The sequence below is a fragment of the Pandoraea sp. SD6-2 genome (genome assembly GCF_000389825.1).
Lineage (GTDB): Bacteria > Pseudomonadota > Gammaproteobacteria > Burkholderiales > Burkholderiaceae > Pandoraea > Pandoraea communis.
Map to the genome: position 1 here is coordinate 486971 of NZ_KB944423.1, position 17502 is coordinate 504472.

The 17502-nt window shown below is 63.6% G+C and carries 19 protein-coding genes; 7 read left to right on the plus strand and 12 right to left on the minus strand.

Going from position 1 to position 17502, the window contains the following annotated elements; all coding sequences use genetic code 11:
* Nucleotides 1–133 precede the first annotated feature (133 nt).
* Both lolD and C266_RS02280 read right to left on the minus strand, forming a co-directional pair.
* Nucleotides 134–859, minus strand: coding sequence for a lipoprotein-releasing ABC transporter ATP-binding protein LolD (lolD, locus tag C266_RS02275; RefSeq protein ID WP_010807444.1), 726 nt, complete (start codon nt 857–859; stop codon nt 134–136).
* Nucleotides 852–2105, minus strand: a complete 1254-nt coding sequence (locus C266_RS02280; protein WP_010807445.1) for a lipoprotein-releasing ABC transporter permease subunit — start codon at nt 2103–2105, stop codon at nt 852–854. The genes lolD and C266_RS02280 overlap by 8 nt, the downstream gene beginning before the upstream one ends.
* 171 nt (nt 2106–2276) lie before the next feature.
* On the opposite strand from C266_RS02280, the gene C266_RS02285 reads away from it, so the two are divergent.
* Nucleotides 2277–3356 (plus strand): hypothetical protein, encoded by a 1080-nt coding sequence (locus C266_RS02285; protein ID WP_010807446.1) that lies wholly within the window; start codon nt 2277–2279, stop codon nt 3354–3356.
* Nucleotides 3353–5050, plus strand: coding sequence for a single-stranded-DNA-specific exonuclease RecJ (recJ, locus tag C266_RS02290; protein WP_010807447.1), 1698 nt, complete (start codon nt 3353–3355; stop codon nt 5048–5050). Before C266_RS02285 ends, recJ begins: the two co-directional genes overlap by 4 nt.
* Nucleotides 5051–5155: 105 nt before the next feature.
* Here the strand turns inward: recJ and C266_RS02295 are convergent, their stop codons facing one another.
* Nucleotides 5156–6052: a LysR family transcriptional regulator gene (locus tag C266_RS02295; protein WP_010807448.1), complete on the minus strand. Its 897-nt coding sequence runs from the start codon at nt 6050–6052 to the stop codon at nt 5156–5158.
* Nucleotides 6053–6273: 221 nt separating this feature from the next.
* Between C266_RS02295 and C266_RS02300 the strand changes: the two genes are divergently transcribed.
* The 4 genes from C266_RS02300 (at nt 6274) to lysS (ending at nt 9725) form a co-directional block, all read left to right on the plus strand.
* Nucleotides 6274–6495, plus strand: coding sequence for a hypothetical protein (locus C266_RS02300; RefSeq protein WP_010807449.1), 222 nt, complete (start codon nt 6274–6276; stop codon nt 6493–6495).
* Nucleotides 6496–6576: 81 nt separating this feature from the next.
* Nucleotides 6577–7681, plus strand: a protein-coding gene (gene prfB, locus C266_RS02305) for a peptide chain release factor 2 (protein WP_174977150.1) whose coding sequence is annotated in 2 segments (ribosomal slippage) — nt 6577–6648 and nt 6650–7681 — 1104 coding nt in all. Because the reading frame shifts where the segments join, the coding sequence is not laid out codon by codon here.
* Between the two features lie 3 nt (nt 7682–7684).
* Complete coding sequence (locus tag C266_RS25980) at nt 7685–8164, plus strand: Ivy family c-type lysozyme inhibitor (protein WP_010807451.1); 480 nt, start codon at nt 7685–7687, stop codon at nt 8162–8164.
* A 16-nt stretch (nt 8165–8180) separates the two neighbouring features.
* Nucleotides 8181–9725, plus strand: a complete 1545-nt coding sequence (gene lysS / locus C266_RS02315; protein ID WP_010807452.1) for a lysine--tRNA ligase — start codon at nt 8181–8183, stop codon at nt 9723–9725.
* A 328-nt stretch (nt 9726–10053) separates the two neighbouring features.
* On the opposite strand, the gene C266_RS02325 is transcribed toward lysS, so the two are convergent.
* Nucleotides 10054–10656, minus strand: coding sequence for a hypothetical protein (locus C266_RS02325; protein WP_010807454.1), 603 nt, complete (start codon nt 10654–10656; stop codon nt 10054–10056).
* 442 nt (nt 10657–11098) lie between these two features.
* Between C266_RS02325 and C266_RS02330 the strand changes: the two genes are divergently transcribed.
* Nucleotides 11099–11833, plus strand: a complete 735-nt coding sequence (locus C266_RS02330) for a glycine zipper 2TM domain-containing protein (RefSeq protein WP_010807455.1) — start codon at nt 11099–11101, stop codon at nt 11831–11833.
* Between the two features lie 124 nt (nt 11834–11957).
* On the opposite strand, the gene iscX is transcribed toward C266_RS02330, so the two are convergent.
* The 8 genes from iscX to C266_RS02365 all read right to left on the minus strand — a co-directional run bounded on the left by iscX (nt 11958) and on the right by C266_RS02365 (nt 17484).
* Nucleotides 11958–12149 carry a Fe-S cluster assembly protein IscX gene (gene iscX, locus C266_RS02335; RefSeq protein WP_010807456.1) on the minus strand — a complete coding sequence of 64 codons (192 nt, stop codon included), beginning with the start codon at nt 12147–12149 and terminating at the stop codon, nt 11958–11960.
* A 52-nt stretch (nt 12150–12201) separates the two neighbouring features.
* Nucleotides 12202–12543, minus strand: coding sequence for an ISC system 2Fe-2S type ferredoxin (fdx, locus tag C266_RS02340; protein WP_010807457.1), 342 nt, complete (start codon nt 12541–12543; stop codon nt 12202–12204).
* 23 nt (nt 12544–12566) lie between these two features.
* Nucleotides 12567–14444, minus strand: a complete 1878-nt coding sequence (gene hscA, locus C266_RS02345) for a Fe-S protein assembly chaperone HscA (RefSeq protein WP_010807458.1) — start codon at nt 14442–14444, stop codon at nt 12567–12569.
* Nucleotides 14445–14530: 86 nt separating this feature from the next.
* Nucleotides 14531–15061, minus strand: coding sequence for a Fe-S protein assembly co-chaperone HscB (gene hscB / locus C266_RS02350; protein ID WP_010807459.1), 531 nt, complete (start codon nt 15059–15061; stop codon nt 14531–14533).
* 209 nt (nt 15062–15270) lie between these two features.
* On the minus strand, nt 15271–15516 hold the full coding sequence (locus C266_RS26535; protein WP_081636112.1) for a DUF3565 domain-containing protein: 246 nt from the start codon (nt 15514–15516) through the stop codon (nt 15271–15273).
* The gene (iscA, locus tag C266_RS02355) at nt 15482–15805 is read right to left on the minus strand and encodes an iron-sulfur cluster assembly protein IscA (RefSeq protein ID WP_010807461.1); all 324 of its coding nucleotides are present in this window, start codon (nt 15803–15805) and stop codon (nt 15482–15484) included. Before iscA ends, C266_RS26535 begins: the two co-directional genes overlap by 35 nt.
* A gap of 29 nt (nt 15806–15834) precedes the next feature.
* Complete coding sequence (gene iscU / locus C266_RS02360) at nt 15835–16242, minus strand: Fe-S cluster assembly scaffold IscU (RefSeq protein ID WP_010807462.1); 408 nt, start codon at nt 16240–16242, stop codon at nt 15835–15837.
* A gap of 18 nt (nt 16243–16260) precedes the next feature.
* The gene (locus C266_RS02365; RefSeq protein WP_010807463.1) at nt 16261–17484 is read right to left on the minus strand and encodes an IscS subfamily cysteine desulfurase; all 1224 of its coding nucleotides are present in this window, start codon (nt 17482–17484) and stop codon (nt 16261–16263) included.
* Nucleotides 17485–17502 lie beyond the last annotated feature (18 nt).

Here is a 17502-nt window from a genome sequence, read left to right on the forward strand (position 1 = left end):
ACACCGCGTTACAGTCTAGGACGTTGCCGAAACTGACGTTGCTTCGCTCGCGCCTGAAAAGCAAAACGCCGGGGATCCCCCGGCGCTTCGCCAATTTCGCCCGACATCGGGGGCCAGCGCGCTCGCCCGATGTTCAGGCCGGTTCGAGCACGCCTTCGCGCAGCCGCAACGCGCGATCGCAACGACGGGCCAGATCGATATCGTGCGTCACGATCACGAAGCTGGTCTTCAGCGTCTCGGACAACTCGAGCATCAGTTCGAACACTGTCTCGGCGGTGTGGCCGTCAAGGTTGCCGGTCGGCTCATCGGCCAGCACGCAAGCCGGCTGCGTCACGAGGGCTCGCGCCATCGCCACGCGCTGACGTTCGCCCCCCGACAGCTCCGACGGGCGATGCTTCACGCGCGGGCCCAGCCCGACGCGCTCAAGCATCGCCTGCGCCGTTTTGCGCGCTTGCTCGGTCGGCAAGCGACGAATCCGCAGCGGCATCGCCACGTTATCGAGCGCCGAGAATTCGGCCAGCAGATGGTGAAACTGATAGACAAAGCCGAGCGACCGATTGCGCTGTGCCGTCTTGTCCCGCTCTTTGAGCGACGAGAACGGCTTGCCCAGCAGCGACACCTCGCCACGCGACGGGTCGTCGAGTCCGCCCAGCACATGCAGCAGCGTGCTCTTGCCCGACCCCGACGCGCCCACGATCGCCACCTTCTCACCAGGTAACACGTCGAGACTCGCGCCGCTGAGCACCGTCACATTCAGTTCGCCTTGCCGGAACGTCTTGTGGAGATCGCGCGCGCTCAGCACCGGGCCGTCGTAAGCAAGGTTCGACACGGGAGCCATGGGTTTGTTGGCGTCATTCATAGCGCAGGGCCTCCGCCGGCTTGACACGCGAAGCACGCCAGCTCGGGTAGATCGTCGCAAGCGCGGAAAGGATGAAGGAAATCACCCCGATGCGGATCACGTCCGTCGATTGCAGATCCGAAGGCAATTCGGAGATGAAGTAAATGTCTTGCGGCAGGAAGTGTATGCCAAGCAAGCGCTCGATGAACGGCACGATGGTGCCGATGTTGACCGACACCAGACAGCCCAGCGCCACCCCGAGCAACGCCCCGGCGAAGCCGATGGTCACGCCCTGCACGATGAAGATCTTCATGATCGAACCGGGCTGTGCGCCGAGCGTGCGCAGAATAGCGATATCCGCGTACTTGTCGGTCACCGTCATCACGAGCGAGGACACCAGATTGAAAGCGGCCACGGCGATGATGAGCGTCAGGATGATGAACATCATGCGCTTTTCGGTCTGCACGGCGATGAACCAGTTCTTGTTCTGCTGCGTCCAGTCGCGCACCCACATGTTGCCGGTCAGCGTCTTGGCAAGGTCACGCGCGACAAGCGGCGCCTGCTCCATGTCCTGAATTTTCAGACGCACGCCCGTCGGGCCATCAAGACGGAACAGCGTCTCGGCGTCGTGCAGATCGATGAGCGCGAGCGAACTGTCGTATTCATAGTGTCCCGCCGTGAAGATGGCCACCACGGTGAATTGCTTCACGCGCGGTAGCACCCCGGCCGGGGTAATGGTTCCCTGTGGCGCCACCAGTGTGATCTTGTCGCCGATGGTCACCCCCAGCGCCCGGGCCAGTTCGCGTCCGAGCACGATACCGAAGCCGCCCGGTGTCAGGTTGGCGAGCGTGCCGTCCGTAATCTGCTTGCCGAGATCGGAAACCTTGGCTTCCTCGCTGGGAACGATACCGCGCAGCACCACGCCGCGCACGTTGTCGTCACGCGTGAGCATGGCCTGCTCGCCCACATAGGGAGCGGCAGCAATGACGTTCTTGTTCTGTAGCGCCTCGGCGGCCGTGCGCTGCCAGTCGGGCAGATTGCCGTCGACGGCGAAGACCTCGATGTGTGCCAGCACGGAGAGCATGCGGTCCCGAACTTCCTTCTGAAAGCCGTTCATCACCGAGAGCACCACAATGAGCGCTGCCACGCCCAGCGCAATGCCGGCCATGGAGATGAAGGAAATGAAGGAAATGAAACCGTTGCCGGATGATCGCTTGCCGGTGCGCGTATAGCGCCAGCCGATCTGCCATTCGTATGGGAATTTCAAACGGATTCCTGATTCTTGATAAGGATCGATCGGAGCGTAGCGGCGCCGGTCTGCACTGGCGTCCGGGCTCCGCACCCGGCCCCTGCCCGGCGCGAAGGACGCTACGTTCCGTACCTGACGTCAGGGTCACCCAACTGCCAGCGCGAAGTTTGCCATACAATTCGCCTCGACATGGATACACCTGCCTTGCACTTTCTCTTGCCGTTCGCGCTGCCCGCGTCGGCCCACTTGCCCGCACTGCTGGCCGGATTGGAGTTGCCCGCGCTCGAAAAGTTGCTCGCGCGCGGCGTCCAGTCGGCGCAAGACGTGCCGGAAGACCCGTTTGTTCCCACGCTGCCGCATGAACGCTGGCTGGCCGACGCCTTTGGCCTGCCCGGCGGGCCCTCGCGCGCGCCACTAGCCCCCTTCATGCTGCTGGAAGACAGCGGCACGCTCGACACCCGCTTCTGGTACTGCGCGCAGCCCGCGCACATCCATATCGCCACCGACCATCTGGTGCTGACGGCCCCGTCTGAACTGGCGCTGAGCGCCGAGGAATCGGCGGCCCTCTTCACCACGGCGCACGCGCTGTTTGCCGAGGAAGGCGCCGAGCTGATCGCCCCGCGTCCCGACCGGTGGTATCTGAGCGCGCCGGCGCTGGGCGACCTGCTCACCGCGTCGCCCGCGCGGGCTGCCGGCCGGAACGTCGATATCTGGCTGCCGCAAGGCAAGGCCGAACTGACGTGGCGCAAGTGGCAGAACGAAGTGCAGATGGCCTGGTACGACCATCCGGCCAATCAGGCTCGCGAAGCACGCCGCCTGCCGCCGGTCAATGCCCTCTGGCTGTACGCCGGGGGCCAGCGTATCGCCGCCCCGCGTCTGAACCGGCCTTGCGTGACCATTCTGGCGGACGACCCCGCGACACGCGGCCTGGCCACCCACCTGCAAATCGCCTTGCACGGCACCGACGCCGGTCTCGCCGCCGCAGACGGCCGCACCCTTGTGCAGATCGACACCCTCACGCCGTATTTCCTCGTGGAAGACTGGGCGCGCTGGCGCGATGCCCTCGTCGACATCGACCGCATGTGGCTGGCACCCGCGCTTGAGCGCATCGCCAAGGGGCAAGCGCGCGAAGTCGCACTCACTTTGTGCGGCGACAGCCACAGCGTGACGATCCGCTCGCGCAGCAGCGACCTGCGCAAGTTCTGGCGCCGACAGCCGCTCGGCGCCTGCATGGTGCCGCTCGCCCGGCTTGGCGAGGAAGTGGCATGACCGACATCGTCACCCGCCATGTCGACGACGCGACGGCCGACGCCCTCTCGCGCGACGGCGTCCACCCGGTACTCGCCCGCCTGTTCGCCTCGCGCGGGGTGGCCGAGAGCGCCGAGACGGAAACGGCGCTCGCCCGCCTGATACCGCCCGCACAGCTCAAAGGGGCGCAAGACGCCGCCGTTTTCCTTGCCGACGCTATCGCCGCAGGCAAACGCATGCTGGTGGTGGCCGATTACGATTGCGACGGCGCAACCGCCTGCGCCGTGGCCGTGCGCGGTCTGCGTATGTTCGGTGCGAAGGTCGAGTATCTGGTGCCGAACCGATTCGAATACGGCTACGGCCTGACGCCCGAAATCGTGGCGTTGGCCGCGCGAGGCAAACAAGGGCCACCCGACGTATTGATCACGGTCGACAACGGCATTGCCAGCCTCGACGGCGTGGCTGCCGCGCAGGCGCTCGGCATCGAAGTCGTGGTGACGGATCACCACTTGCCCGGCAGCGAATTGCCCAACGCGCGCTGCATCGTCAACCCGAACCAGCCGGGCTGCGAATTCCCGAGCAAGAATCTGGCCGGTGTCGGCGTGATGTTCTACGTCCTGCTCGCGCTTCGGGCCGAGTTGCGTGCACGCGGCGCGTTCGATGCGCGCGAACAACCCCGTCTCGACGCATTGCTCGATCTGGTCGCACTGGGCACGGTCGCGGACGTCGTCAAACTTGACGCCAACAACCGCATTCTGGTGGCGCAGGGACTTTCGCGGATGCGCGCAGGCCGCATGCATCCGGGCATCAACGCCCTCTTTCGCGCGGCCGCCCGCAATGCACGGCAGGCAGGCAGCTTCGATCTGGGCTTCGGCCTCGGCCCGCGCCTGAACGCCGCCGGACGCCTCGCCGACATGTCGCTCGGCATCGAGTGTCTTCTCACGGACGACGACGGCCGCGCGTGGACACTCGCGCAAGAACTCGATGCAATGAATCGCGAACGCCGCGAAATCGAAGCCGGAATGCAGCAGGAAGCGCTGGCCGACCTGGCGCGCTTCGATCCTCGCGCCGCCACCACGCTCTGCGCTTTCAACGAAACGTGGCATCAGGGCGTCATCGGAATCGTTGCCGCGCGCCTCAAAGAGAAGTTCTATCGTCCGACCATCGTGTTCGCCCCAGGCGACGACGGGCAGATCAAGGGCTCCGGCCGCTCGATTCCCGGTTTCCACCTGCGCGACGCGCTCGATCTGGTCACGAAACGCGAACCGGGCCTGATCGGCAAGTTTGGCGGTCATGCGATGGCCGCTGGCCTCACGATAGCTGCCGACGCCCTGCCGCGCTTTCAGGCGGCATTCGAGGCGGTTGGACAGGCATGGCTCGACGAGAAGACACTGTCTCGGGTGATCGAAACGGATGGCGACATTGGCGACGAGTGCTTCGTGCCACCGTTCGTCGCGTTGCTCGACGCGCAAGTGTGGGGGCAAGGCTTCCCGCCACCGGTGTTCTCGGGCGAGTTCGATGTGCTCTCGCAAGCCATCCTCAAGGACAAGCACCTGAAGCTGCAACTCGGTCGTGGACGCATGCGCTTCAATGCCATCTGGTTCAATCACGCCGACACGTTGCCAAGCCGTGCGCGGTTCGCGTATCGACTGGCCGCAGACACCTTCAACGGCGTGTCGCGCGTGCAGATGATCGTCGAGCACGCGCAGGCCTGACGCGACGCGAAGCGCTTGCAGATCCGCAGCGCACCGTGTCAGACTCGCCGCCCCCGGCGAGCACTTCACGCAACGACTCGCCTGCGTTCCCGTCTGGCTGGAAAACTACGCGGGCTGCGCCTCGGCGACGTACTCGTGCATCACGCGCAGGAAGGCTTCGCGCGCAGGATGCACGTCGACACCGCGATGCCGGACGAAGAAGTTCGGCACGGCAGCGAGGTCCTCCATCGCATGTCCCACGATGTTCGCCTCCTGCCGGTATCGCAGATAGATGCCGCGCGGCACGAGTGAGTAACCCACGCCCGCGCCGACACAAGCCACGATGGTCGCGTAACTGCCATAGCTCAGAATGCGGCCCGGCGTGACGGCATTCGCCGCCAGCCATTGCTCCATCGTGGCGCGATACGGACAGCCCGGCGGCCACATCAGGAGCGTGGCACCCGACAGGTCCGACGCTTCGAGCACCCGTCCCGCCCGCGCCGGCGCCACCAACACGATCGGCTCGCGGTAGACCTCATCGGACACGACAACGGCCTGCGCCTGAGCTTCGAGGCAGGCCGTGCCCGCAATCAGGGCGGCGTCGACACGGCCGTGCTGGATCTCGTCGAGCAAATTGAGCGACGTATCGGTCACCAGATTCAAACGAACCTTCGGATACGCGGCATGGAACCGCGCCAGCACCGCAGGCAAGCGCGACGTCGCCGACGACTCGATGGCCCCCAGCGAAAAGTCGCCGGACGGCTCGCTGGCCGGATTGAGCGCCGCGCTGGCCTCGCGCGCGAGTGCCAGAATCCGCTCCGCATAGCCCAGCAGCGTGCGCCCGCTCGGGGTGAGTTGCAGACGTCGCCCCTGCCGGTGAAAGAGCTTGACGCCTACCGTGTGTTCCAGCGCCCGGATGCGCGCCGTGACGTTCGACTGCACACAGTGCAGTGCTTCGGCAGCGCCAAGCACGCTGCCTTCGTCGACGATGGCCTTGAAGGTCTGAAGTTGCAGAAAATCCATGAACGTCTCCCGGGCCAGGCCGCAGACAACAGGAATTGGATCGAATCGCCCCATGTTAAGCGACGAGCGGCAACACTTCAATAATAGTGAACAAAAGCGCCTCAACATTTCACTTTTTTAGCGCAACGGAAAGGCATAAGCTTCGGGTTATCCCTAGTGCGACGTCTGCCACGGCATCCCGCCCCGGTCAGTCCATCGCCACTCCCGAAGGAAGTCACATCATGCTCCGCCCTCTGTCCGCCGCTGCCCAAGTCAACGCCTTCACACCGGTGGTGGCTGCGCCGGTCACGCCGCTCGGCCTGTTCTTCCGCGCCGTCGATCAATGGCGCCAGCACTATGAGCAGACGTTGCAGGCGGAAGCCCTCGCCTCGTTCGACGACACGTCGCTCGCGGACGCCGGCTACGCCCGCGACGCCTTCGGTCTGCGTCGCGCCGCACGCTGAGATATCCCTGAAATGTAGGGGGAATGGGGGCTTCGCTGCGCTATAATTGCGGTTTTCCCGAATTCGCAACCGTCATAGCTCATGGAAGCCGAACGCCTTAACGCCCTTGAATCCCTGCTCGCCGACCTGCGCACCCGCGTTGGCGAGCTCAGGGGGTATCTTTGACTTCGATGTCAAGCAAGCTCGCCTGATTGAAGTCAACAAAGAACTCGAAGACCCCAACATCTGGAACGATTCCAAGCGTGCGCAGGCACTGGGCAAGGAAAAGAAGGCGCTCGACAGCATCGTCACCAACCTGACCGAACTCGACGCCAGCCTTTCCGATACGCAGGAACTGTTCGAAATGTCCCGCGACGAGGGCGATGAAGACTCGTTGCTGGCGCTCGAGAGCGACACGCAGGGTCTCGCCGCACGCGTGGGCGAGATGGAGTTCCGCCGGATGTTCAACAACCCGGCCGATCCGAACAACTGCTTCATCGACATCCAGGCCGGCGCCGGCGGCACCGAGGCCAACGACTGGGCCGGCATGCTGCTGCGCCAATACCTGCGCTATTGCGAACGCAAGGGCTTCAAGGCCGAAGTGCTCGAAGTGTCGGACGGCGACGTCGCGGGCATCAAGAGCGCCTCGCTGAAGGTCACTGGCGACTACGCCTACGGCTATCTGCGTACGGAAACCGGCGTGCATCGTTTGGTGCGCAAGTCGCCGTTCGACTCGTCGGGCGGTCGCCACACGTCGTTCGCCAGCCTGTTCGTGTATCCGGAAGTGGACGATTCGATCGACATCGACATCAATCCGGCCGACGTGCGCACCGACACGTATCGCGCCTCCGGTGCAGGCGGTCAGCACATCAACAAGACCGACTCCGCTGTTCGTCTGACGCACATCCCGACCGGCATCGTCGTGGCCTGCCAGAACGACCGTTCGCAGCACCGCAACCGCGCCGAAGCATGGGACATGCTCCGCTCGCGCCTGTTCGAACACGAGATGCGCAAGCGTCGCGCCGAGCAGGACAAGCTGGAGTCGAGCAAGACCGATGTGGGCTGGGGCCATCAGATTCGCTCGTACGTGCTCGACCAGTCGCGCGTCAAGGACCTGCGCACTGGGGTGGAAACCGGCAATACCGGCAAGGTACTCGACGGCGACCTGGACGACTTCATCTCCGCGAGTCTCAAGCAGGGAGTGTAAGGAATGGCGTTTGTCCGCACGCTAGCCGTGTGGGTGGTGAGTGCGTTGTGCATGCAGCGCGCCGCCATTGCTGCCCCGGCCAGCACGCCGGGCGCACCCGGTGCAAATCCCGAGACGGGACCGTACCTGCATGAACTGCTCAAGCGCCCGGACTTCTCGGGCGCGTATGCGCGCATTGTCGCGCCGCGCGGTGTTCCCGCGTGGGTGCGTCAGGGGGGTACGTCGACGCCGTCGCAACGCGTGAGTGTGGCCGGCAAGCCCTGGTTGCTGGTGCAAAGCTGCAAGCCGCACGACTGCCCTAGCGAGTACGTCCACATTTTGTATGAGCCGCGCTCACAGGCGATCGCGGCGCTGTTCGTGCGAGACCCGAGTGCGGCGGCCAATGCCGGAGCGCATCAGGATCGCACCGAACTGATCTGGCTGGGCGCGCCCGACGGCTCGCTCAAGAATGCCCTGCTGCACACGCTACGTTTTACCGAATAACCTCATCGCTCGCATCATGACCGATCAAAACACTCCGGCCCAAACGGCCACTCCGGCTGGCGACCTGCCGCAGGACGACAACAAGCTCATCGCGGAGCGTCGCGAGAAGCTGCAGGCACTGCGCGCCAACGGCGTCGCGTTCCCGAACGATTTCCGTCCCGAGAATCAGGCCGGCGATCTGCAGGCGCGCTTCCAGGACGTGGATAACGAAACGCTCGAAGCCGAACCCATTCCCGTGTCGGTGGCCGGGCGCATGATGCTCAAGCGTGTGATGGGCAAGGCCGCCTTCGCCACGGTGCAGGACGGCAGCGGTCAGATCCAGTTCTTCATCGGCCGTGACGACGTCGGCACCGATTCCATGGCTGCCTTCAAGGGCTGGGACATCGGCGACATCATCGCCGCAACCGGCACGCTGTTCCGCACGCGCACCGGCGAACTGTCGGTTAAGGTGAAGGAGCTGCGCCTGCTCGCCAAGGCCCTGCGCCCGCTGCCGGACAAGTTCCACGGTTTGTCGGATCAGGAAACGAAGTACCGTCAACGCTACGTCGACCTGATCACCTCGCCCGAGACGCGCAGCACGTTCCGCGCTCGCGCCAAGGCCATCGCCTCGATCCGCAAGCACATGACGGACGCCGACTTCATGGAAGTCGAAACCCCGATGCTGCACCCGATCCCGGGCGGCGCCGCAGCCAAGCCGTTCATTACGCATCACAACGCGCTCGACATGCAAATGTATCTGCGTATCGCGCCGGAACTGTATCTGAAACGCCTGATCGTCGGCGGTTTCGAGCGTGTGTTCGAGATCAACCGTAACTTCCGCAATGAAGGCGTGTCGCCGCGCCACAATCCGGAATTCACGATGATGGAGTTTTATGCAGCCTATACGGACTACCGTTGGCTGATGGACTTCACCGAATCGCTGATCCGCAATGCGGCGATCGATGCGCGCGGCACCGCAACCATCCAGTATCAGGGTCGCGAACTGGACTTGTCCAAGCCGTTCCATCGCCTGACGATCGTCGAAGCCATCCGCAAGTACGCGCCGGAGTTCACCGACGCGCAACTGGCCGATATCGACTTCGTGCGCGGCGCATTGGGCAAGTACGGCGTGAAGGTCGATGCGCCTCAGTTCAAGAACGCCGGTCTGGGCGCGCTGCAACTGGCGTTGTTCGAAGAGACGGCCGAGAGCCAATTGTGGGAGCCGACCTTCATCATCGACTACCCGGTGGAAGTCTCGCCGCTGGCACGCGCATCGGACACGCTGCCGGGCATCACCGAGCGCTTCGAGCTGTTCATCACGGGGCGCGAGATCGCAAACGGATTCTCGGAACTGAACGATCCGGAAGATCAGGCTGCCCGCTTCCGGGCGCAAGTCGAGCAAAAGGACGCCGGCGACGAAGAAGCCATGTATTACGACGCCGATTACATTCGGGCGCTCGAATACGGCATGCCCCCCACGGGCGGCTGCGGTATTGGCATCGACCGTCTGATCATGCTGCTCACCGACAGCCCCAACATTCGCGACGTGCTGCTCTTCCCGCACCTGCGCCGCGAAGACTGATCGCAGGGCAGCAGGCGGGTCCCCTCGCCTCGCACTACGGTCACCATGAAAATGCCGCAGCCCTCGTCAGGGCGCTGCGGCATTTTTTTGTCCTCGGAGTTTGGAAAACCAAGCACGTTAAGTCTCGCCGCGTGGCCGCGCACTGAAAAAGGCGTGCTTGACCTCTGCGCCCTCGCCTTGCTCGCCAAGGGTGATAGCTACGCCTATGACCTTGCGCGGAATCTTGTATTGCATGGCCCCGCGTGGCTGATCGAACACGTGCGCCTTCGCCGAATTCGAGCGCGCCGGTGCCGAGGCCATCCCCCGCGCCAACCGGCGCAAAATATTTCTAAAATACCTGTTCACCGCGATAAGCGGACGGCCAGTCGCCATCCAGTCGCAGCCAGCGACGCGAGATGGGCAGAATCGCACCGCTCGCGCCTTCCTCCACCAACTGGCGTAGCGCGAGCGAGGACAGCGTCTTCGTGTCGGTCGGAAATGCGAGAAGAAATGTGCGATTAACGGCGACGGCGGCAAACTCGTCCACGTCGAAGTGTTCGACCATCGACTGGTAGAGATTGCCCAGCACCAGACCGCCTGCAGGTGCCATCCAGTTACCGCGACAGCCACCGATCAGGGTACCGTCGTCCAGCCGGGCAATGCCAAACTCGAAGTGCCGCGCCGACCAGGCGCGCGAGAGGTTCGATGCCGCTTGCGCAAACGCCGCTTCGAACGTCAGACCGGCGTCATGCAGATCCTGGGATTGCAACCGGCGCAGCCCTGTCGGGCCATCGAGCACGAGCGTGACGAAAACGTCGTCGGAAAACGGCTCGCTGACGTCGCCCGCCGGATCATTCGTGTCGACCCAGGTGCGTTGCACCACATACGGATAGACGTGCGGATGGGCGGCCACATCGAACGGAGTATCCAGCGGGGGCAATGTATCGATCATAACGTTGGCGCAAATAGACGAAAATGACGTTCACAGACAATACGTGCCATTATGCGCGCGCCACCACCGCCGCACATGCAGTGCAATCAACTGCATCGTCAACGTCACCGCTAACAGCTACACGGCCCACGGCCCCATCGGATGACGTCGCCTGACGATTCACGTCTGCCCTCCCGCACGACTTGTTTCATTTGTTAAGACACGCCCTCACGACGGGTGCGAGGAATGCCGTCACCCTAGGAAAATCTCCATATATCTCATAGACTTATCCTGCCATTGCAGCGCACCTGAGGAGGTGTCGCTACGATGCACATCTTACATCGCGTTACAAAATGAAACGTACGCCGCGCTTGCCTTGACGGAAACTTTTCTCATGCGAAACGCCCGTGCCCGCCAGCACGTAGAAAGGGGTTCGCAACAACCGCACGATGGAGAAAACAACATGGATAACGATCTGCAACCGCGTCGCATGCATCCCCTGGCCGCTGCGGCTGCCGGCAGTATCGTCGTCGTCAGTCTGCTCGGCGTCGCCGCGATCACAGGCGTGCTGCCTGTGGCCAAGAGTACGGATGGCCCCACGCCGACCAGCAACAATTCGCAGTACGCACTGACCTCGGCGGCACAACCGTCATCGCCTTCGCTGCAATCGCCGCAGGCGCAGCCGCAAGCCTCGCAACAGGCGCCGTTACAAGCACCGCAGCAGGCCTTGCAACAGGCACCGCAGCAACCGCCCCAACAAGCGCAGTACGCGCCGCCGCAGGCGCCGGCACAACGTGCCCCTGCCCCGCAGCGGTCGTACGCACAAACGTCAGAAGCGCCCGCCAAGCAACGGGCGGCAACGTGTTCGACGTGCGGCACCGTGCAGTCGATCGAACCGATCCGCACGCAGGGTAGCGCTTCAGGTCTGGGCGCCGTCGGTGGCGCAGTCGCGGGTGGTCTGCTGGGCAATCAGTTCGGCGCCGGTAACGGCCGTACCGCAATGACGGTGGTCGGCGCACTGGGCGGTGGTCTGGCCGGCAACGAAGTCGAGAAGCGCGTGCGCTCCGAGACTGTCTATCGTGTGTATGTGCGCATGGACACCGGCACGACGCGCTACTGGACGTATCAGTCGGCACCGGGCGTGCAGCCGGGCGACCGTGTGCGCCTCGAGAACAACGGGCTAGTGCGCGCGGGATGATCGCGGCAGCCGATGCCTCATCATCGATGTCTGCCGTAACCCGCATCGCAGAAAACGCAAAAGCCGCTCAACAGAGCGGCTTTTGTTTTGGCGGAATCGTTGATTCCAACGCGATAGACAGTCGTCAGACTTCGTCGATCCACGCCATCTGAATGGCTTCCAGCACCTTTTCACCGGCACGGTCCGGCGAATCGTCGAAACCGTCGAGCGCCATCACCCATTGGTGAAGGTCGGTGAAGCGAACGTACTGCGGATCGATATCGGGATGGGCCTCGGTAAGCGCAATCGCGATGTCTTGAATGTCAGTCCATTTCATGGGCAGGCTCCTTTTCTCCTGACTTGTCACCACACGACGCCAACGGCGTTGCTTAGTGATTTTCCTTGGCGTGGTTGATCGTGTACTTCGGAATCTCGACAACCAGATCCCCGTCGGCAGGCACCAGCGCCTGACACGACAGGCGCGACGTCGGCTCAAGGCCCCAGGCCTTGTCGAGCAGATCTTCCTCTTCGTCTTCCGCCGGCGCCAGCGACTCGAAGCCCTCGCGCACGATCACATGACACGTGGTGCACGCGCACGACAACTCGCACGCATGCTCGATCTCGATGCCGTTGTCCAGCAGTGCTCTGCACACGGAGATGCCCGTCGGAACTTCCAGCACGGCGCCTTCCGGGCACAGCTCGACGTGAGGCAATACAACGATTTGAGGCATAACTTTGAATTTCCGTGTGTGTCTTACAGTTTGTCGATGTCCGCCACGCGCCGGCCGGCCAGCGCTGCGCGGATGCTCTTGTCCATGCGGCGTGCGGCAAACTCGTCCGTCGCGTGCGAGAGCGTTTCGGTCGCTGCCTTGATCGCGGTCTGATCGTCACCAGAGGCCTTCTGGCGCAAGTCGGCCAGCAGGCCATCGATCTTGGCGCGCTCACCGGCATCGAGCAATTCCGGGTCGGCCTGCAAAGCGCTATCGATCGCCACCAGCAGACGCTCGGCTTCCACCTGCTGCTCACGCAGCGCGCGTGCACGCATGTCCTGTTCGGCCGAACCGAAGCTGTCCTGCAACATGCGCGAAATGTCGTCGTCTGCCAGACCGTACGACGGCTTGACCTCGATGGAGGCCGCCACGCCCGAATGCACTTCTTGTGCCGAGACGGAAAGCAGCCCGTCGGCGTCGACCTGATACGTCACGCGAATACGCGCCGCACCGGCCGCCATCGGCGGAATGCCCCGCAGCTCGAACCGGGCCAGCGAGCGGCAATCCGAGGCCAGTTCGCGCTCGCCTTGCAGCACGTGAATGGCCATCGCCGTCTGGCCGTCCTTGAAGGTGGTGAATTCCTGGGCACGGGCCACCGGAATCGTCGCGTTACGCGGGATGATTTTTTCGACAAGGCCGCCCATCGTCTCGACACCGAGTGAGAGCGGAATAACATCGAGCAGCAGCCAGTCGTCCCCTTCCGCCTGGTTGCCGGCCAGCAAGTTGGCCTGCACGGCGGCGCCGAGCGCCACCACCTGATCCGGATCGAGATCGATCAGCGGCTCACGGCCGAAGAAGCCTGCGACGGCCGCGCGCACTTGCGGCATGCGCGTCGCGCCTCCCACGAGGACAACGCCCTTCACGTCTTCCTGCCCCATGCCGGCATCACGCAACGCCTTGCGCATCGGGCCGATCGTGCGTTGCACGAGCGGCGCGCCAAGCGCGGTGAATTGCTCGCGCGTGAGTTGCAGCGCAACGTTGCGCCCGCCAGACAGCGCAAGCGAGATGGGGGCCTGTTCGGCATCGGTCAGCGCTTCCTTCGCGGTGCGCGCATGATCGAGAAGGCCGCGTACGTCTTCGGGCGTGAGCGAGGCGGCGTCGAGACCGGCGGCTTCCAGCACCCAGCGGAAGATCACCTGATCGAAGTCGTCGCCGCCGAGCGCGGAATCGCCGCCCGCAGCGAGCACTTCGAACACGCCCTTCGTCAGACGAAGAATCGAGATATCGAACGTGCCGCCGCCCAGATCGTAGACGGCGTAAAGGCCTTCCGCCCCATTGTCGAGCCCGTACGCAATCGCCGCTGCCGTCGGCTCATTGAGCAAACGCAGAACGTTGAGGCCGGCCAGACGCGCGGCGTCCTTGGTGGCTTGACGCTGCGCGTCGTCAAAGTACGCGGGCACGGTAATCACGGCGCCCACCAGATCGTCGCCGAGCGTGTCTTCGGCGCGCTGACGCAGTGTGGCCAGAATTTCGGCAGACACTTCCACCGGACTCTTCACGCCACCTGCGGTTGTCATCTGCACCATGCCGGGCGCGTCGACGAATTCGTACGGCGCATTATCGGCGTGAGCGACATCGGCCAGACCCCGGCCCATGAAGCGTTTGACGGAGACGATGGTATTACGCGGATCGGTAGCCGCAGCCGCCTTGGCGTCGTGGCCGATCTGGGTACGGTGACCGCCCAGATAACGCACGACGGACGGCAGCAGCACGCGGCCCTGGTCGTCGGGGAGGACTTCGGCCACACCGCTGCGCACGGAGGCCACGAGCGAATGCGTCGTGCCCAGGTCGATGCCCACGGCGAGCCGCCGCTGGTGCGGCGCAGGGGACATGCCGGGTTCGGAAATTTGCAGAAGGGCCATGACTTTGCAATGCGGGCGACGCGCTCGCGCGTGCACCCTGTTCTCAAGCAGTTCTCAATGACATGTGACGGCGCCGCACCGGGCCGTCACGCGTTTTCCAGCATTTCGATGCGCTGCGCGATGTCGTCTTCGGCGCGCGCAATGAACATCAGTTGCCGCACGGCTTCCGCCGACGGCTGCCATGCGCTGCTCTCGAGCCAGTCGCCCAGCTTGGTGAGCCGCACGCGACGATCATCACGCAGAGACCGGGCGAGCGCTTCGAGGGCGTTGATATTGCGTGCAGCGACGGCGTCGTCGATCGCTTCGCGCCACTCCATCTGCTGCATCAGAAAATCGGGGGCCATCGCGGTGTTGTTTTCCGCGCCCACATCGATGCCTTGCAGCGTAAGCAGGTACGTCGCGCGCTGTAACGGGTCGCGTAACGTGCGATAGGCAGCGTTCGCCTGCGCAGCCCATTGCATGGCCACGCGCCGTTCGGCGTCGCTCGCGCTCGCGAATCGATCCGGATGCACGCGCGATTGCACGGCACGGTAAGCCGTCTCGAGCGCCTCGGTATCGAGCGCAAAGCGCTGCGGCAAATCGAACAGCGTGAAATAGTTGTCAGTCAACGCACTCATCGCGCACTCTTCATTCGTCACGGGCGTCGATGCGATATGCCGTCGCGTCACGCCACCCGCCTTCGGCCCGTAAAAAAAGCGGCTCGCGCCGCCTTGCTGCCTACGCTACTGCTCACCGCCCGGCAGGCTCTCGCCACGTCTGCCGTCGTTGACGGCGTCCGCTGCGATCTCACTGCGTCGCCTAACATACTCAGCGCACCCGACGCGCTTCACGCCTCCGCTGGCTCGCCGCGTTCGCACTTGCGACAGGGCAGTGTGGTGCCGAGCATCGCTTCACGGCCTGCGGGAGTTTGCGTCCACGTCCGGATCTGCCACGGGGGAAGATGCCGGACATGTTGCCCATGCCCACACGCCAGTCGCGCGACCCATTGGCCTTCATCGTCTTGCCGAAAACCGACGATCTCGCGCAACGGCGCGGCGTCAGACGCGGAAAGACTCGCCGCAGCCGCACTCATCCTTGACGTTCGGATTATTGAAGCGGAACCCTTCGTTCAGGCCTTCGCGCGCGAAGTCCAGTTCGGTGCCGTCGATGTACGGCAGGCTCTTCGGATCGACGATCACCTTCACGCCATGGCTCTCGAAGACCGTGTCTTCACCCGCCACGTCGTCGGCGTACTCCAGCTTGTAGGCCAGGCCCGAGCAACCGGTCGTCTTCACGCCCAGCCGCAGGCCTACGCCCTTGCCGCGCCGCGTCAGATAACGCGAAACGTGCTGCGCGGCCTTCTCGGTCAATGTAATGGCCATCGTGCCGATTCCTTTATCCGTCGTGCCGCTCAGGCAGCTTTTGCCGGCTCGGCCGACTGGCCGTGCTTCTGCTTGTAGTCGGCCACGGCCGCCTTGATGGCGTCTTCGGCCAGAATCGAGCAGTGAATCTTCACCGGCGGCAGCGCCAGTTCCTGCGCGATCTGGGTGTTCTTGATGTCGAGCGCCTGATCCAGCGTCTTGCCCTTGACCCACTCGGTCACGAGCGACGACGAAGCAATCGCCGAACCGCAGCCGTAGGTCTTGAACTTGGCGTCTTCGATCACGCCGGCTTCGTTCACACGAATCTGCAGCTTCATCACGTCACCGCAAGCCGGGGCACCGACCATACCGGTACCGACAGCGTCGTCGCCCTTTTCGAACGAGCCAACGTTACGCGGGTTTTCGTAGTGATCCAGAACTTCCTTGCTGTACGACATGGCTAACTCCTTGAATGCTCAGTGTGCGGCCCACTGGATCGATTTCAGATCGACCCCGTCCTTGTACATTTCCCACAGCGGCGACAGATCGCGCAGCTTGCCGATCTTGCCCTTGAGCAGTTCGACCACGTAGTCGACTTCCTGCTCGGTCGTGAAACGACCCACGGTGAAGCGAATCGAGCTGTGCGCCAGTTCGTCGTTACGACCCAGGGCACGCAATACGTACGAAGGCTCCAGCGAGGCCGACGTGCACGCCGAACCCGACGACACCGCGACATCCTTGATCGCCATGATCAGCGATTCGCCTTCGACAAAATTGAAGCTGATGTTCAGGTTGTGCGGCACACGTTGTTCCATGTCGCCGTTCACATACACCTCTTCCATTTCCGTCAGACCGCGCAGCAGACGATCGCGCAGCATACGCACGCGCTCGTTCTCTGCTGCCATTTCTTCACGTGCGAGACGAAACGCCTCGCCCATGCCGACGATCTGGTGCGTGGCCAGCGTACCCGAACGCATACCGCGTTCGTGACCGCCGCCGTGAATCTGTGCCTCGATACGCACACGCGGCTTACGACGCACATACAGCGCGCCGATACCCTTCGGGCCATACGTCTTGTGCGCCGAGAACGACATCAGGTCGACCTTCAGCTTGTCCAGATCGATCGGCATCTTCCCGGTCGCCTGGGCGGCGTCAACGTGGAAAATGATGCCCTTCTCGCGGCAGATCTCACCGAGAGTGCCGATATCCTGAATGACGCCGATTTCGTTGTTCACGGCCATGACCGAGACGAGGATCGTGTCCGGACGCAATGCCGCCTTGAAAACGTCCAGATCGAGCAGACCGTCGTCCTTCACGTCCAGATACGTGACTTCAAAGCCCTCGCGCTCAAGCTCGCGCATCGTATCGAGTACGGCCTTGTGCTCGGTCTTCACCGTGACGAGGTGCTTGCCCTTGCCTTGGTAGAAGTGCGCTGCGCCCTTGAGGGCGAGATTGTTCGACTCGGTGGCGCCCGACGTCCAGACGATCTCGCGCGGATCGGCGTTCACCAGCTTGGCGACTTCCTCGCGCGCCTCCTCCACGGCTTGCTCGGCAGCCCAGCCGAACGAGTGGCTGCGCGATGCCGGGTTGCCGAACTGCTCGCGCAGGTAGGGCAACATCTTGTCCACGACGCGCGGGTCAATCGGCGTCGTGGCGCTGTAGTCCATATAGATGGGGAGGTTGAGGGTGTCGTTTTTCATGGGGTGCTCCAGGATCGT

Bases quoted from the DNA above. Each gene is read 5' to 3' on its own strand.
- C266_RS02300 (WP_010807449.1), top strand. From the start codon at position 6,274: ATGCTCCGCCCTCTGTCCGCCGCTGCCCAAGTCAACGCCTTCACACCG.
- C266_RS02365 (WP_010807463.1), bottom strand. From the start codon at position 17,484: ATGAAAAACGACACCCTCAACCTCCCCATCTATATGGACTACAGCGCC.
- hscA (WP_010807458.1), bottom strand. From the start codon at position 14,444: ATGGCCCTTCTGCAAATTTCCGAACCCGGCATGTCCCCTGCGCCGCAC.
- C266_RS02325 (WP_010807454.1), bottom strand. From the start codon at position 10,656: ATGATCGATACATTGCCCCCGCTGGATACTCCGTTCGATGTGGCCGCC.
- lolD (WP_010807444.1), bottom strand. From the start codon at position 859: ATGAATGACGCCAACAAACCCATGGCTCCCGTGTCGAACCTTGCTTAC.
- lysS (WP_010807452.1), top strand. From the start codon at position 8,181: ATGACCGATCAAAACACTCCGGCCCAAACGGCCACTCCGGCTGGCGAC.
- iscU (WP_010807462.1), bottom strand. From the start codon at position 16,242: ATGTCGTACAGCAAGGAAGTTCTGGATCACTACGAAAACCCGCGTAAC.
- hscB (WP_010807459.1), bottom strand. From the start codon at position 15,061: ATGAGTGCGTTGACTGACAACTATTTCACGCTGTTCGATTTGCCGCAG.
- iscA (WP_010807461.1), bottom strand. From the start codon at position 15,805: ATGGCCATTACATTGACCGAGAAGGCCGCGCAGCACGTTTCGCGTTAT.
- C266_RS02295 (WP_010807448.1), bottom strand. From the start codon at position 6,052: ATGGATTTTCTGCAACTTCAGACCTTCAAGGCCATCGTCGACGAAGGC.
- recJ (WP_010807447.1), top strand. From the start codon at position 3,353: ATGACCGACATCGTCACCCGCCATGTCGACGACGCGACGGCCGACGCC.
- C266_RS25980 (WP_010807451.1), top strand. From the start codon at position 7,685: ATGGCGTTTGTCCGCACGCTAGCCGTGTGGGTGGTGAGTGCGTTGTGC.
- C266_RS02285 (WP_010807446.1), top strand. From the start codon at position 2,277: ATGGATACACCTGCCTTGCACTTTCTCTTGCCGTTCGCGCTGCCCGCG.
- C266_RS26535 (WP_081636112.1), bottom strand. From the start codon at position 15,516: ATGAGTGCGGCTGCGGCGAGTCTTTCCGCGTCTGACGCCGCGCCGTTG.
- iscX (WP_010807456.1), bottom strand. From the start codon at position 12,149: ATGAAATGGACTGACATTCAAGACATCGCGATTGCGCTTACCGAGGCC.
- fdx (WP_010807457.1), bottom strand. From the start codon at position 12,543: ATGCCTCAAATCGTTGTATTGCCTCACGTCGAGCTGTGCCCGGAAGGC.
- C266_RS02330 (WP_010807455.1), top strand. From the start codon at position 11,099: ATGGATAACGATCTGCAACCGCGTCGCATGCATCCCCTGGCCGCTGCG.